Origin of the sequence: Methanoculleus sp. UBA374 (assembly GCA_002508705.1) — an archaeon.
In the GTDB taxonomy this organism is placed as follows: Archaea; Halobacteriota; Methanomicrobia; order Methanomicrobiales; family Methanoculleaceae; genus Methanoculleus; species Methanoculleus palmolei.
The window spans coordinates 71,423-86,006 of the sequence record DAYL01000029.1 but is presented as its reverse complement, the minus strand read 5'-3'; the positions used below and the strand labels follow the sequence as shown (position 1 = coordinate 86,006).

Genomic DNA, 14,584 nt, shown 5'->3' with positions numbered 1-14,584 from the left:
ATATATATCCCCAGGATTATTAATCTGCAACCAGAAACCGAACGTTTGACCGGGAGGAGTCCCGTGACGCATGAGCAGGATCGCAACAAAGTATATATGGTTGATCGGTGAGGATACTGCCCGACATCTAATTACCCATGCGAGCGCATAGGTAAAACAATGAAACAGATCGCCCTCTACGGGAAGGGAGGAATAGGGAAATCCACGACCGCAGCAAACCTATCGGCAGCACTCGCCGGGGAAGGGCTCGATATCCTGCAGATCGGCTGCGACCCCAAGCATGACAGCACCCGCATGCTGATGCACGGCGCCTGGATACCGACGGTGCTCGACCTCATCCGGGAGCGCGGAGATGCAAGCATCACGGTCGACGACGTGGTCTACCGGGGCTTTGGGGGGGTGCGCTGTGTGGAGGCCGGCGGGCCCGAACCGGGGATCGGATGCGCGGGAAGGGGCATCATTGCGACTTTCCAGCTCCTCGAGCGCCTGGAGGCCCTCAAAGGAGACATAATCATCTACGACGTCCTCGGGGATGTCGTCTGCGGCGGGTTCGCGATGCCGATGCGGGAGGGATACGCGCAGGAGGTCTACCTGGTCACGTCCGGGGAACTGATGTCCCTCTATGCGGCAAACAACATCGCGAAGGCCATCACCCGTCTCTCGCGCCGGGCGCGGAGCAGGTGTACGCTCGGCGGCGTGATCTGCAACGCAAAGAACATCGAAGGCGAGCGGGACCTGGTGGAGGAGTTCGCCCGCCGGATCAACTCCCGGCTCATTGCCTATGTCCCCCGCGATCGGACGGTACAGATCGCGGAACTGAACCGGCAGACGGTCATCGAGTACGCCCCCGAATCGGACCAGGCAGCGGTCTACCGGGACCTTGCACGCGCAATCCGCGGGAACGAAACGACGAGCATCCCCACGCCCCTCGAGATGGATGAACTCGAATCCTTCGCCCTCGAATTCGTCCAGGTTTGAGGGGTGCACCCTGACCGGAGCGCTTTCGGTGCTCACAGAGGTACGGGACGCCGTCTGCATCGTTCACGGCCCGTCGGGATGTGTACATCACAACTTCTCCCTTCTTCACGCCACCCTCCTCGCGAACGACCGGCTCGAAGTCCCCCGTCTCCTCTCCACCGGCCTTACGGAGAACGATATCATCTTCGGGGGCGAAGAGGCGCTGGAAGAGGCCATAGCGCGGGGGCTCTCGCTCTCCCCCGCGCCCGCTGCCGTCTTCGTCCTCTCGACCTGCATCGTCGAGACGATCGGGGACGACACCGAGGCGGTCTGCGCGAAGGCCCGGGGTGTCCCGGTAATCGCCGTGCCGACCGCAGGGTTCCTCGGCGGGGTCTTTGAAACGGGGGTCAAAAACGCCCTCTCTGCCGTCGCCTCGCTTGCCCGGCCCGCTCCTGCCGCCGAAAAGACCCTCTCGGCAAACCTGGTCGGAGAGAAGAACCTGGAGTACGGCGTCGACGAGAACGCGGCCGAGATCGCACGCCTTCTTTCCCGGCTCGGCATCGGCATCAACCTCCGGTTCGTGCGGGGGATCGGGACGGAGGATGTCGGGCGCCTCGGGTCCGCCGCCGTAAACGTCCTCCGGGAACCTGCCCTCCGGCCGGTCGGAGAAGACCTCAGACGAAGGTTTAACACGCCCTACGTGGACTCGTTCCCTGCCGGACTTGCCGGAACGCGCCGGTTCCTCGAAGAAGCGGGCCGGGTCTGCGGCATCGACGCTTCGGCCGCCGTCGAAGAGGAGCGTGCCTATCAGGCGGAGATGCTTTCGCGGTTTTCCGAGATCGCGGGCAGCAGGGTATGCTTCCGATCCCCCCACCCCATGCTCGAGACGGACCCGGATGCGGTGGCCGTCTGCACCGAGTGCACCGAGGCCCTCAATCTTACCGTCGACCCGGACGGGGCCGCCATACCGTTCCCGTACCCGGCGCCCGTCGGGACCGCCGGGACCCGGCGGATGCTGCATCGGTGGAGTGTGCTGATCCGGGGGAAGGAGCGAAAGTGAGGTACCGGAAATGCACGGGATGAAGTGCATCCTCGGCGATATTCGTCTCGATCCCGGACTCGAGCATCGTCGCGGCAAGAGGGCGTCCCGGAAGTGAGACATGCTGATGGGCCCCGATCTCATGGGCTAGAAGACGAACTCGCTGCCGTAGTCGACCACCGTCCAGCCGTCAAAGTCCGGAGCGCCCGGAGTGAACCGTAGAAAACCTCCTGCCGACATCGAGTTTGCGCCCTTCCCGGTCACGACCGCCGAAAACCCCGGGAGGTTCGCACCGCGACAGAGTAGCGCATCTCCCATCACCAACACGCCGTAGCGGGGTCTTTTGAGATGCGCCGATTCTCCGGGACATCAGTGTCGAAGAGGCAGGCGAGCGGCGGACTACCGGCCATCAGGTCCTTCCTCACACCTCACAGTACGTACCTCCATCCCTCCTTCCGCAGTCTCTCTTTCCGGATCTCATAGTCCGGCATCGCCAGCCGAAGCAGGTCCCAGAACTCGGCGGAATGATCCCTGTGCCGCAGGTGGCAGAGTTCATGGGCCACCACATATTCAATCTGAGCCGTCGGCGCCATGACAATCCGGAGATTGATGTTGAGCACACCATCCTTCGTGCAACTTCCCCATCGCTTCAACTGATGCCGGATCGTCACCTCCGGAGGGTCAAGGTGGAGCCTTCGAGCATAGACGCGCACCACTTCGCGCACCTTCTGCAGGGCGTGCTCTTTGTACCAGGTATGGAGAGCGCGCCTGACCAGATCCCTATCTGGGTGCACGCCGTCGGGCACCGTCACCTCGAAGTAGCCGCCCATGAGTTTTGCAGACGCGTTCTCCCCGGCGACGGTTATCCTCAGCCTGTACTGCCTGCCCAGATAGAGAAACGTCTCTCCGCTGACATACTCCTTCATGGCATCGATCATGGCAAAGTGCTCAAACGCTCCAATCTGCTTCAGGATCCAGGGGGTTTTTTTCTGGACAAGACCCTGAACCGTCTCCAGGGGTGTGCCGGTCGGAACCGTCACGACCACACTCGTATCCGGATAGACCGCAATCGTCGCATCCTTTCGCCCGGGACTAAAGGAGACGGTATACTGGATCGTCGTCGTCCCGAATTGTATGGTCTCTGCCCCCGTCATCCCCGGTACCTCCGTGCGGCCAGTTCGACAAGACGAACGGCCATATCCTGAATCTTATCCGATGGATATCCGACCGCTCTGAGCACCCTCTTGATCCTCTGGCGCATCACCCGCCTGGTGTCCTCTTTCTGCTGCCAGTCGATCACTGTATGCTCTTTTAGGATCGCACAGATCTCTATAGCCGCCTCCTTGAGGGGTTCAGGGTTATCGATATCTACTGCCATCACTTGATAGAAGGGGGCGACCTCCGGGTCGAGGCCCAGGACTCCGGCGTGCCTTTGCGGGTGCCGGGCGTCGTCGAGAACAGCGGTGAGGCGGGCGAGACGCTCGGTGCTGGTGATCTGCTGGTGCCTGTACTCCTCCAGAATCCTGTTCAGGCGATCCAGGAGACCCTCGTAGAAGACCGGGTCCTCGTCGAGTTTGAGGTGGATCTCGTGTTTGACGGCGTGCTCGATCATGCTCGCCTTGGCGTCGTCCGACCGGAGTCTTCCCACTTCCGTCTCAAAACCTGCCGAGTAGAGGGGTATCGGCTCGGAGATCCTGAGAATGCCGTCGGCTCTGAGATGGTCGTCAATGAATTTCCGCACCTTTGCCCCGAGGTCCTCGACCGGGTCGTCCTCCTCGCTGAATATGTTCCGTGCCCCTATGCGGATATCGGCGAGCCATCTGAGGTCCGGAACATAGCGCAGAGCTTCAGGATCGGGGAGGAGCATATCGAGGTATTGTGAAAATTGTTTGAATACGTGGTCAAAGGAGATCCGCAGATCCTCGGGTTTGAGGTAGAGGATGCAGGCCTGTTTATAGTCTTCTTCCGCGCTCCGCTGTGGAACGGGCGCAAAAAAGTTCATGGCGGCGCGGTGGGCTGCCTGAAGATGGGGAAGGATCTCCCTTTTGAAATCCAGGTGGATCATTCCCTCAACGTCATCATCGTCATACATCCCGAGGGCATCCCGGAGGGCGCTACCCAGTCCCCAGTAGTCGACCACGAGGCCGTACTCCTTGCCCTTCTGCCGGCGGTTCACCCGGCCTATAGCCTGGAGGAGGGTATGCTCTTTGAGCGGGCTGTCGAGGTACATCACCTGCTCCCGCGGAGCATCGAAGCCGGTGAGGAGTTTGTCGCAGACGATAATGATCTTTGGGTCTTCCTCCTCTTTGAACCGGCGGATGATCTCCTGCTCCTCGGTCTTTGAGGTGTGGTAGAGTTTGTACTGCTCCTCGTCGTTGTGCATCGTGGAGATGAGGACAGCACAATCTTGCCTGCCGAGGGTTTTGAGTGCTTCCGTATAACGGACTGCCCCGAGACGGTTCGGGGCGACGATCTGGGCCTTGAAACCGTTGGGCTCGATATGGGTCTGATAGTGGAGGAGCAGGTCCTCACAGATCTTTCCGATTCGATCGGGCGCGACGGCGATGGCTGTCCGGGTAACGTACTTTCTTATGAGGCTCGCCCGCTGTTCATCGGAGTAGCCGGAAAAAAGGCGTTCTGCGAGTTCTTTTATGTTGTTGCCGGTGATGGAGAGCTGGGGCAGCCTGCTCTCGTAATAGATCGAGACGGTGTTCCTGTCGACGACCGACTGCTTATGATCATAACGGTCGATGCAGGGACCGAACTCGGCAAAAGTGTCACGCTTCTTCTGAGAGACGGGGGTGCCGGTGAAACCGATGAAGCAGGCGTTCGGGAGGGCTTTGCGCATGTTGGCGGCCAGGATGCTGTACTGGCTGCGATGCGCCTCGTCGACGAGGACGAAGATATTCCTCTCGTCGGTGAGAGTGGGATAGACTTCTGCGGCGTCCTGGAACTTCTGGATGGTGGTCATGACCGTCTGACCGACAGGATGAGAGAGGGTTTCCTTGAGGGCGGCGGCGCTTGTCGCGTTGACGGGGTTCGGGAAACCGCAGTGGAGGAAAGTGCCATGAATCTGGTGATCGAGGTCGGTCCTGTCGGTGACGACGACAAGGGTCGGGTTGGCAAGGGCCTTATTCCGCCGGAGTTTGACGGCGGTGAACTCCATGGTGAGACTCTTGCCGCTTCCCTGCCAGTGCCAGACGAAGCCGCCCCTGCGCTCAGGTGCGGTGACCTGCGCGAGAATCTTGTTGGTTGCCCGGAACTGCTGGTACTTGGCCACTTTCTTGACCACCCTGCCGTCCTCGCGTTCGAAGACGATGCAGTTCCGGATGAGATCGAGGAGGTTTTCCTTTGAGCAGGTACCGAAGAGCAGGACGTCCTGCGAGGTGGGGAGCCTGCCGAGGATGAACGTGAGATCTTCGAGGGTCAACGGCCAGGGATCCTTCCACTCCGACCAGTGGCGCAGGGGGGTATAGTTGGTCCCGAATCTGGCGACGGTGCCGTGTGTGGCGATGAGAACCTGGGCGGTTCTGAAGAGCTTCGGACAACCCTGATTTCTGAACCCGGAATCGATCTCCTGATAGCGGTTGAGCTGCCTGAGGGCCTCAGCCATTGCCCTGGTAAGGTAAGGGCTCTTGCACTCGATGACGCCGATGGGAATACCGTTCGTGAACAGGACGATGTCGGGGATGCATTCGGTGTAGTGCTCGACGGGGTACTGCCTGACGGCGGAAAAGTCGTTGTTCTCGATCTTCTCATAGTCAATGAGCCGGACGGTCCGGCTCCGCTCGCCCCAGCCGTCGCCGAGGTCCTGCTGGACGGTGGTGCCGAGGTCGAGCATGGCATGGACCTTTTCGTTGGCTCCGAGGACGGAGGCGGCCGGGATGTTGGTGATCTGGTAGACGACCCGGTCGATGTTCTCCTCCGAGATCCAGAGGTTGAGGTCCCGGATCTTCTCTCTAAGGAGGACGGTGAGGACCGGCTCCTTGCGGGAAGGGCGGAGGGTGTCGGCCTCCCGGACGGTGCGTTCGGTCCAGCCGAGGTGACGGGTGAGGACCTCGACGGCAGGGTCTTCGACCTCCGTCAGTTCTCTGGGGTCGCGGGTCATGGAGTGTGCCCCGGGGGAAGATCGCACGCAGTCACGCGTTCGGGACCGGGGCAGGCTGTCCCGCCAGCGCCATTCGGGGGCACCCGCACCCGCCCGGTGAGGAGATCCTGCATCAGGCCCTTTTTGAGGGTCTGGAGGCGGTCGCGGTGTTCGCGCTCGGCCGCGAGGTCGCGATCGACGGCGGAGAGGATCGCGGCGATGCGGTGCTGTTCGGGGAGAGGAGGGACGGCACAGAGTAATTTGTGCACAAAATTTCGATTTATTCCGGGAATTGATAACGCATCACTCTGGTATGCTGCCAGATGTAGTCTCAAAAAGTAACTGATAAATTTGGGGTCATTACCTTTGAAATTACAAACATATAACGTCGTATTAAGAGGCCAGAAATCTCTTTCAATGAAGAAAACCTCTCCAAGAGTTCCATAGCGCCCCGTCACAACGCCGGGCCCGCAAACTTTTGCTTCCTGATGATAGCCCGATATACCGGAAGAGGAGATAACAGGGACGTTTCCAGCAAGTCTTTCATCCGAAGGAAGATCATAGCCTCTTTTAAGAGTGATTACATCGCCCATAGTTTTAAACTCCCAGGGTTCTGGGAACTTAAACGTCGTCGAATTAATCGTCTTTTCGCAAAATATGTCTGTCTCCTCTGACCGTACCCTCCCTTCCTCGTCGATACCCTTCGTGAGGAGGTCCTGCATGAGGCCCCGCTTCAGCTCTTCAGTCTTTGCGATGACCTCGTCGGTGGCGGCGATGGCGGCGTCGACGGTGGAGAGGACGGCGGCGATACGGTGACGTTCTCCCGGTTTAGGGATTGGGCAGAGATGATGAGTGAACAGATCCTTCGATACCCTCTGTTGTCCGGCTGAACCGGTAAAATAGCGGATTGCCTCGCGCCTGAACGAAGATGAGCGAGAGAGTTGATAGATAAATTCTGCGTCGCTCGGGTCGATGGGACGAAGCACATGGAATTCAGTACTCCCAAAGCCCACGCCATTTTTCAGATTGCCGACCAACGCCCCTTTTCCATTCTCCATACAGGGTGTGATCTTCGCAATTAGGATGTCACCGTCAGCAAAGACAGTGTAGCCGTTTCGAACTTCAGCATATGGCTTTATCTCCATCGTACAGATCCTGCCATCTTCTCCGACGTTTCCCATAGAAAGGAAGAAGATTTGGGAGTCTTCCTCCAGATGCGATATGTCAGTGCGTGGGTTCACATATGCGATAGAACTGACCGGCCCTTCGCTCCATTCCTCCGGGATAAGCCCCACCTTCGTCATCTTGTAGCCGTTTTGAATGCCGGATATGCGCGTAGTCTCTCTCCGAATCATGGATCGGGTCCCCGTATTGTTCTTACCATAACCCGATACGCACCAACATCAGGAGCCTCGATTCCGAACCCTTTTGCATATTTTCGGTTTGCTTCTTCGAATGTCCCGAACAGGCCCCCAAAAAATCTGGATTCCTGGGTCCTTTTCCGGAAGTCTGCGAGATAGTTGACGACATGGGCGGGGAGGGAGAGGAACGGTTGAGTGGAGTCGAGGCCCGCATAACGGCGGCAGAGGTACACGTTCCGGGACCGTAAGGGCCCTGGTACACTTGAATGAAGGAGTGTCCCCTCATCCAGGTCTCCTTTGATCCCTGCAAGATACGCAAGTCCGAAGATATACTCGAAGATGTCGAGTGCTTCAAAGAAGGCGTATTGGTTCGGGATCAGGATCTTCACGAACTCGTGTATGGCCAGGTACGGATAATCTCGATACCTCGTTTCTTCCCCGAACCGCTTGTGCGCGAGATCGACGGTCCACTCGTGACACAACCCGATGACATCCCAGACATTTACGTACTCATAGTAAGGTACCTTCTCCCGTAGTAGAACATTGTACCGAGATATCATCGGCTTCCGGACAATTGCCTCTAGGGTGTTGAAATGCCTCGTGTGGACGGCAGCGATACCCGAAGCGTAGATCACGAGGAGGGCCGGATAGTACCGTAACCGGAGCAACCGCTCAATATAATCGCTCACCGTCTTTTGCCCCTTGTTTTGAATCTCTGAGATCTCTGGGGTGACGGGTGACACGTTGATCAGCCGCTCGATCGTATTGGAGACAAGGTCTGCAAAACTCCCATCGTCGTATTGCGCCACCGTGGCGACCATCGCAGCCAGAGGGGCCGCGGCGCCTTCGATGCCAGTGAGCGTCGCTGTATAGAACCCTTTGCTGTCAATGACGTCGGCCTGGTATCGGCTTTCGTCGGCAAGGAATGCAAGCACTCGATCCGTCTCCTCATTGATGAGATCGGGAAGCACAAGTTCTGGTTTGGTCTGTCTGAGAGCATCTTTGACTTTCCTCACCGCCGCAGCGGCGGTGAGGGTCGTTCTCGGTTCAAACCGCGAAAACCTCTCAACCACCGTTTCAAGGACGGTGAAGAAATCATCGGCGTCGTCGATAACGATCCCGTTCGGCATGAGCGCCCTGCACACCTCACGGGGAACGGACCCCCCGTTTCTCCGACACCAGAAGACCGGGTACCGGCGGAGGATCTCTTCGGCGCAGAGGATCTGGATAAGGTGCGTGTCGAACTCCCCGGACCAGCCGCAGACAACAAGGCCGTACTCCCCGAAGATCCGCTTCAGGTAGTCCTCCATTGCCGGGGGGTAATGCTTGAGGTCCTCGGGCGTGATCCTGAGCGTCCCCCGCTCGAAATCCCCGTTGACCTTAAGAACCCGGCACCTGTCCGGGAATACCGACATCTGCCGGACGTCCGACTCCTCGGTGATGACCTCGTAAGGAACAAACTCCGCCTTCAGCGCTTCTTCCATGAGCGTGTCGAAATTCGTGGTGATGACGAGCGAGACCGTCCCGGACTTCACCAGCCTGACAACGGCGCGGTGGGCTGCGGTGGGGGCTCCGGGGATGGGATCGCCGTTCTCGTCGGTCCGAGAGATGAACTTCTTCAACCCGTCCTTTCGGTTCCCTTCTGAGATCCCAAGCTCCTTCATAAGGCGCTGGAATGTTGCAGGCTCCCCAAACGTCTCCTCAAACCACGCAAGGCAGACCTCGTTCTTCTCTCCCCTCTCCACCTTCTCGCCCCGTCCTCTGGCGACGGCAAGGATCATATTCCCGGAGACGTCGCTTGCCGTCGGGAGGCCTGCGGCGACCGAGATCCCCGCCCCGATAAGCAGGGCGTAGCGCTTCGGGGAGGCGTGCATCGCGTATGCAACCGGGACAACCCTATCAGCGTTCACCGTCGCCCGCCTCCGAGTTCGCCAGCCGCCCGGCAGCGCCGGCGATCCTCTTCTCCTGCGACCTCACCCGTCGTTCGAGTTTCTTCAGATCCTCCTCCGGAGGGAGAGACTCGGGCTTGATCCCGCGCCGCACGAGGAGGTCCCTGACGTCGGTGTTGTTCTGAACGTGTTCGTCCGTGATCGCACGCTCACCCTGGAGATCCTCTTTAGTCACGTTAAAGTTCGTGATCTCGGTGGCGAGGTTCTTCGCCGTGATCGTCACCGTCGGGAGGAAATCGGCAAGAGGGCGGTTTTGCGGCGCCCCTAAGCGCTCCTTCATCGCCTGGGTGGTATACCCGCCGAAAAGCGCCATGTCGCCTCTGCTGCGGATCCGCCCGAACCCGGGCTCATCCACGCCTCGCTCGTAAATATTCCGCGACAGTTCGGACTCGGACTCCCGCAGCCGCTCCCGTGCCCTCAGGCGTTCGGTGAGGAGGATGTGCTCCTCGATGATCTCCTGCTTGCGCGTCTGCACGGCGAAGTAACTCTGGGCAAACGCGATCTCCTCTTTCCTGGGATCCCCGTTCTGAGCGATGAGGTAACAGGCATACCTGGTCAACATGATATCAGGGATCTCCCGTTCCGACCCAGACCCAAGGGAGACCATTTTGTTGACGTCAACAAAATGGTCTGAAACCTCATGTTTTGTCGTTTGACAGGATTCTTTGGCTTTATCAATGACTTTCATGAAATTACGCCACTCCTTGTAGCCAAGCAACGTCTGAAGGTCCCGGGCATACCAGAACTCGACCCCGCCCGCATCACGGACATAGTCCTCGAAATGCCGGTGAAGCCGGTGCACGATCTCGGGCTTCATAGAATGCCTCCGCACCGAACCATCCGGAACTCCCGGATAATTGTCCGACGGTCGAGTTCCCCGGCAACGGTGCGGCCAACCGGCCCCGGCACCCCCACGCTCACTTCGACCCCCCCGTGTAGCCCAGTTCCTCCAGGTACCAGTCCATCTCTGCCTCGATAACCGCCCGGCGTTCCCGCAGGTCGTGCAGTTCCCGCGCCACCGCCGCCACATCCACGACCTCCTCCTCGGGCGTCGTGTCCACGTAGCGGGTAATATTTAAGTTGTAATCGTTCTCCTCGATCTCCTCCATCGGAACGACCCGGCAGAACTTCTCCACGTCCCGATACTCCCGGTAGGCCGTCACGATCTTCTCGATATCCATCTTTCGCAAGCAGTTCTGGTTCTTCCCCTCCTGGAACTCCGCCGAGGCCTCGATGAAGAGGACTTTCCCCTTCCGTTCGGTGGGTTTGTCCTTGTTGACGACCAGGACCGCGGCCGGGATCGATGTACCGAAGAAGAGGTTCGGTGCAAGCCCGATCACCGCCTCCACCAGATCGTCCTTGAGGACGTTCGTCCGGATCTTCCCCTCGGCACCGCCCCGGAAGAGCACGCCGTGCGGCACGATGACCGCGAGTTTCCCGGTCTCATTGAGGACGTTGATCATGTGGAGCACGAAGGCCCAGTCCCCTTTCGTCGCCGGCGGCAGTCCGTAGCCGAACCGGCCATACGGATCAGCCTTTGCCGTCTCCTGGCCCCACTTGTCGAGCGAGAAGGGTGGATTACTGATTATCCGGTCGAACTGCATGAGGTGGCTGTCAAGCAGGAACTGCGGTTCCCGGATCGTATCCCCTGCCCTGATATCGGCGTCGATGTAGCCGTGGAGGAGCATGTTCATCTTGCAGAGGCCCCAGGTCCCGATGTTCTTCTCCTGCCCGGTCAGGGTGAGATTTGCCGGATCGCCCCCTTCCTCCTTCACGAGCCTCGCACACTGAATTACCGCGCCGCCCGAGCCGCAACAGGGGTCGTGAATGCGCATCCCTTCCTTCGGATCGAGGAGCCTGGCCAGCAGAGCGGCGACCTGATGGGGTGTGAAGAATTCTCCCCCCTTCTTTCCGGCATCGTCGGCAAACCGCTCTATGAGGTACATATACACGTCCCCGAGCATATCCGGACTTTCCAGGTCGGCATTCCTCATCGGGATTGTAGAGAAGTTCCGGATAAGCGCGGAAAGGTTCGTGTCTCGTTGCTTGGTCTCCCCAAGTTTATACGAGTTAAAATCAATGTTCCCGAGGACTTTTCCCATCACCGGATTCTGGTCTTCGATCTTTTGCGTGATCGTGTTCAACCTGTCGCCGATCTCTACAGTGAGCTTCTGGATATCCTTCCACAGGCACCCCCGAGGAAGGTAATACTGATGTTCATCGGGATCGTTCCAGGCAAGATCGTGATCCCCTGTCTCCTGCTCGATCCGCTCCGCCTCCTCTTCAAACACATCCGAGAGGCGCTTCAGAAAGAGCATCCCCAGGATATAATCCTTGTAATCGGTCGAACTGATGGACCCACGGAGGATATCAGCCGCTTCCCAGGTCATCTTCTTCATTTCTTCGAATGTGATCGTCGCCACCTTCATCACCTCAGAGGGAGTTCATCATTGCATTAACAGTAGAATCCTGGAGTCTCTGCTCTTTTTTGAGAATCCTCGAATATTCAGCTGCCAGCGCGAGATACCTGCTCAGAAGTTCTTGCTGTGCCATAGGGGGGACCGGGACCTCGACCTGCAACAACTCCCGAAGAGAGAGCCCCATCAGAGTAGACCCACCGGCCCGTGCAGTAAGGGCGCGTTGACCTGCGGAGCAGTTTAACCAGGCTGCGAGGAGATCCGGTCTTAGCCGATCCGAACACCGCAGCCCTACAAGGTTTGCACTGACTGCCGCGCCGGCAATACTGCCGTCTGCGACCGCGGCACGAAAAGGCGGGCCCCGGAGGGTGAGAACGACATCGCCCTCTTGAACGATATCGGTTTCCAGCTTTCTGGTATTCTTAACCCGCATGATCCTGACCGCCTCGGTGTTGATTGTGCCGTCGGCGATATCGCCGAGGTTGATCACCCGAATCTCGACGGTAGAGTCGCCGTCCTTCGGTTTCAGATAGTAGGAGGACATACCCGTGACCTTTGCGCTCAAGAGGTCTTTGAGGGGTTTCCCGTGTCCAGAATTCGTATAGATAGAGTACATCAGGTCACCGTTTCCACTGCGAATGGAGCATTACGAGCTGCCGGACTTCGTGTTCAAAGGCCGTGCGCCTAACAAAAACCTGATGCTGGCAGGAGACCACAGACCTTTGTCGGAGATTGCATGCCGTCATTACCGGCCGGAGCCAGGACTCAACGTAGTTATACTGTCGAGAATGATTACACACTTTTGTCATTTTGATATCGACAACAAACTATTGATGCCCGTTTATTTCTATTTATTGATTTGTGTGCGCCCGGATCAGGTACTTTCAGAATACAACTTTCTTCTTCCCGTACCTGCAAGAACTCTATGACCCGCTGGTTCGCCGTCTCAAACCGTGCAAACCCGGAGGGGATCACAATACTAGAGGCACCACTCCGATGCAGCCCGCACAGTGGAGCGGATCAGCGGTTCTTCGACCAAATCTCCGACTCGATAACGCCCCGTCGGCGACATACCAGACAGCACGGGATACCGGAGACAACGATTGCCGGGTGCTCCCGCGATACCGCCCATCACATCAAGCGCCTTTTCCACCGCCAGAATCGGGTTAAGGCCGATGTAACTAGTGCGGCCGGCAGGTCGAGCGGGACCGGGGGGCACCGGATCAGGAGAAGACAGACGCATCTTCGGGACCATGCCGATACTGGCCGCTGCAACCGGCACCCTCGGCATCGCCAGGCCGGAGAGGAAGGCAGTCAGGAAGAGAAGGGGAAAGAACCCGGCCGCAATAAATCTCCCGCCGGGTAGGAGGGCAAATACCAGGAGAGCGTCGAGAAAGCAAGCCCTCTTCACATACGGGAACGCCGCCGGATGACGGAAAAGGGGTGATACCCGGATCCGAACCGGACGCTGCAGCAGGTTTTCCGGAATTGACGGGTCGCTACGGTATATGGTATCACATTACGGCGATTTCATCGCCCCGCTCACCTGACAGATTCCGCACAGTGCCTTTAAATATTCAGTGGGACAGATACAAACCATCGGAGAGTAGCAGTGCATGTTCGAACGCATTCTGTTTCCAACAGACTTTTCCAAACCTTCCCTGAAGGTGCTGGACTATATCCCCGCGCTTCAGGAGGCGGGAACCCGCGAGGTGGTCCTCGTCCACGTCCTCGACCCAAGAGAGATCACCCTGATCGCCGCGGGCGGGCAGGGGTTCCTCGGGACCGTGCCCGACCGAGAGACCGAGGTCCAGCGGCAGCAGCGGGAAGAGATCCAGCACCGGATCATCGACATTCGCCGGGTGCTCGAGAAGCAGGGGCTGGAGGTGACCGTCCGGACGCCCATCGGCACGCCGGGGGCGGAGATCGTGACCGCGGCCGATGCGGATGGGGTCTCGCTCATCGTCATCGGTTCTCACGGCCGGTCGAACCTCCGCGACCGCCTGCTCGGGACGGTCTCGGAGTACGTGATCAAGAACGCCCATCAACCGGTCCTGGTCGTCAAGCGGGAAGCGGCCGCCGGGAGGTAGTCTCTTTTTCCGGGGGAATGAGGTTATTTTTCGAGCAGCCGTTCCAGCAACGCCCGGATCGCCCGCAGTTCCTCCACCGTCGCATCCGCGGCCGGCAACTCTTCCGGCCCGGCCCCAGTCGCGACAGGGCCGGTCCCCCGCACGAAACTCATGATCTTCTCCTGGAGGTCTTTTGGGTCCTCGATCCCGTTGAGGACGATCTCCGCCCGGGCCTGGGCAGAGTAGCCGGCGGTCTGCACCCGGAGCGCTGAGAAGGAGAAGAGCCGCATCAGGGGGCCCTGGACGATATCGACGTTTGTGATCCGGTTGTAGGGCACGATCCCTGTCTGCCGGAACCAGACCCCACGCTGCCAGGTCACCTCGGTGACGGTGAGGCGGTAGGCGATGCTCTCGCAGTAGAGGGGTATCCAGTAAGCGACGAAGGCAACGAAGGCAAGGACAGGTATCGTGACGGCGAGCGTGACCGGCCACGGGCTGAAGAGGGCAACGGGGACCAGCCAGGGCAGGACGAACAGGGCGACGGCCAGGACCAGGGATGCGTAGAGGTACGACCGGAACGGCGGCACCGGTCTGAACGCCTCTCCGATGCGAAGCGGGACAAGGGGCATGATATCCACATAATCTCGGTCGGGACGGATTAAATCTTCCGGGCGGCAGGTCCGCTCCCTTCAAAAACGGTCTATT

The 14,584-nt window shown here is 59.0% G+C and carries 13 protein-coding genes; 4 read left to right on the top strand and 9 right to left on the bottom strand.

The genetic code is table 11. The features are described from left to right. Positions 1-159: 159 nt before the first annotated feature. Both cfbC and BRA42_RS09155 read left to right on the top strand, forming a co-directional pair. Positions 160-978 (top strand): Ni-sirohydrochlorin a,c-diamide reductive cyclase ATP-dependent reductase subunit, encoded by an 819-nt coding sequence (cfbC, locus tag BRA42_RS09160; RefSeq protein ID WP_292405401.1) that lies wholly within the window; start codon positions 160-162, stop codon positions 976-978. Next, on the top strand, positions 938-2,017 hold the full coding sequence (locus tag BRA42_RS09155) for a nitrogenase component 1 (RefSeq protein ID WP_292405405.1): 1,080 nt from the start codon (positions 938-940) through the stop codon (positions 2,015-2,017). Before cfbC ends, BRA42_RS09155 begins: the two co-directional genes overlap by 41 nt. A gap of 126 nt (positions 2,018-2,143) precedes the next feature. On the opposite strand, the gene BRA42_RS09150 is transcribed toward BRA42_RS09155, so the two are convergent. From BRA42_RS09150 to BRA42_RS09115, 8 genes are all read right to left on the bottom strand, one after another. Further along, complete coding sequence (locus BRA42_RS09150) at positions 2,144-2,314, bottom strand: hypothetical protein (RefSeq protein WP_292405407.1); 171 nt, start codon at positions 2,312-2,314, stop codon at positions 2,144-2,146. A gap of 110 nt (positions 2,315-2,424) precedes the next feature. Next, positions 2,425-3,150: a M48 family metallopeptidase gene (locus BRA42_RS09145; protein ID WP_292405410.1), complete on the bottom strand. Its 726-nt coding sequence runs from the start codon at positions 3,148-3,150 to the stop codon at positions 2,425-2,427. After that, positions 3,147-6,104: a type I restriction endonuclease subunit R gene (locus BRA42_RS09140; RefSeq protein WP_342770520.1), complete on the bottom strand. Its 2,958-nt coding sequence runs from the start codon at positions 6,102-6,104 to the stop codon at positions 3,147-3,149. The genes BRA42_RS09145 and BRA42_RS09140 overlap by 4 nt, the downstream gene beginning before the upstream one ends. Continuing rightward, positions 6,101-7,438 carry a restriction endonuclease subunit S gene (locus BRA42_RS09135; protein ID WP_342771335.1) on the bottom strand — a complete coding sequence of 446 codons (1,338 nt, stop codon included), beginning with the start codon at positions 7,436-7,438 and terminating at the stop codon, positions 6,101-6,103. The genes BRA42_RS09140 and BRA42_RS09135 overlap by 4 nt, the downstream gene beginning before the upstream one ends. After that, on the bottom strand, positions 7,435-9,354 hold the full coding sequence (locus BRA42_RS09130; protein ID WP_342771334.1) for an SIR2 family protein: 1,920 nt from the start codon (positions 9,352-9,354) through the stop codon (positions 7,435-7,437). The genes BRA42_RS09135 and BRA42_RS09130 overlap by 4 nt, the downstream gene beginning before the upstream one ends. After that, positions 9,344-10,210, bottom strand: a complete 867-nt coding sequence (gene dinD, locus BRA42_RS09125; RefSeq protein WP_292405420.1) for a DNA damage-inducible protein D — start codon at positions 10,208-10,210, stop codon at positions 9,344-9,346. The genes BRA42_RS09130 and dinD overlap by 11 nt, the downstream gene beginning before the upstream one ends. A 100-nt stretch (positions 10,211-10,310) precedes the next feature. Beyond that, entirely contained in the window at positions 10,311-11,816 is a 1,506-nt protein-coding gene (locus tag BRA42_RS09120; protein ID WP_342770570.1) for a type I restriction-modification system subunit M, read from the bottom strand. A gap of 10 nt (positions 11,817-11,826) precedes the next feature. Beyond that, complete coding sequence (locus BRA42_RS09115) at positions 11,827-12,354, bottom strand: hypothetical protein (protein WP_292405426.1); 528 nt, start codon at positions 12,352-12,354, stop codon at positions 11,827-11,829. 709 nt (positions 12,355-13,063) lie between these two features. Between BRA42_RS09115 and BRA42_RS09110 the strand changes: the two genes are divergently transcribed. Then, positions 13,064-13,243: a hypothetical protein gene (locus BRA42_RS09110; RefSeq protein WP_292405429.1), complete on the top strand. Its 180-nt coding sequence runs from the start codon at positions 13,064-13,066 to the stop codon at positions 13,241-13,243. 183 nt (positions 13,244-13,426) lie between these two features. Next, positions 13,427-13,900, top strand: a complete 474-nt coding sequence (locus BRA42_RS09105; protein WP_342770572.1) for a universal stress protein — start codon at positions 13,427-13,429, stop codon at positions 13,898-13,900. Positions 13,901-13,923: 23 nt separating this feature from the next. On the opposite strand, the gene BRA42_RS09100 is transcribed toward BRA42_RS09105, so the two are convergent. Beyond that, positions 13,924-14,508 carry a PH domain-containing protein gene (locus BRA42_RS09100; RefSeq protein WP_292405435.1) on the bottom strand — a complete coding sequence of 195 codons (585 nt, stop codon included), beginning with the start codon at positions 14,506-14,508 and terminating at the stop codon, positions 13,924-13,926. Positions 14,509-14,584: the final 76 nt, after the last annotated feature.

Coding starts and splice junctions, on each gene's coding strand:
- cfbC (WP_292405401.1), top strand. CDS start 160: ATGAAACAGATCGCCCTCTACGGGAAGGGAGGAATAGGGAAATCCACG.
- BRA42_RS09155 (WP_292405405.1), top strand. CDS start 938: ATGAACTCGAATCCTTCGCCCTCGAATTCGTCCAGGTTTGAGGGGTGC.
- BRA42_RS09150 (WP_292405407.1), bottom strand. CDS start 2,314: ATGGGAGATGCGCTACTCTGTCGCGGTGCGAACCTCCCGGGGTTTTCG.
- BRA42_RS09145 (WP_292405410.1), bottom strand. CDS start 3,150: ATGACGGGGGCAGAGACCATACAATTCGGGACGACGACGATCCAGTAT.
- BRA42_RS09140 (WP_342770520.1), bottom strand. CDS start 6,104: ATGACCCGCGACCCCAGAGAACTGACGGAGGTCGAAGACCCTGCCGTC.
- BRA42_RS09135 (WP_342771335.1), bottom strand. CDS start 7,438: ATGATTCGGAGAGAGACTACGCGCATATCCGGCATTCAAAACGGCTAC.
- dinD (WP_292405420.1), bottom strand. CDS start 10,210: ATGAAGCCCGAGATCGTGCACCGGCTTCACCGGCATTTCGAGGACTAT.
- BRA42_RS09115 (WP_292405426.1), bottom strand. CDS start 12,354: ATGTCCTCCTACTATCTGAAACCGAAGGACGGCGACTCTACCGTCGAG.
- BRA42_RS09110 (WP_292405429.1), top strand. CDS start 13,064: ATGCCGATACTGGCCGCTGCAACCGGCACCCTCGGCATCGCCAGGCCG.
- BRA42_RS09105 (WP_342770572.1), top strand. CDS start 13,427: ATGTTCGAACGCATTCTGTTTCCAACAGACTTTTCCAAACCTTCCCTG.
- BRA42_RS09100 (WP_292405435.1), bottom strand. CDS start 14,508: ATGCCCCTTGTCCCGCTTCGCATCGGAGAGGCGTTCAGACCGGTGCCG.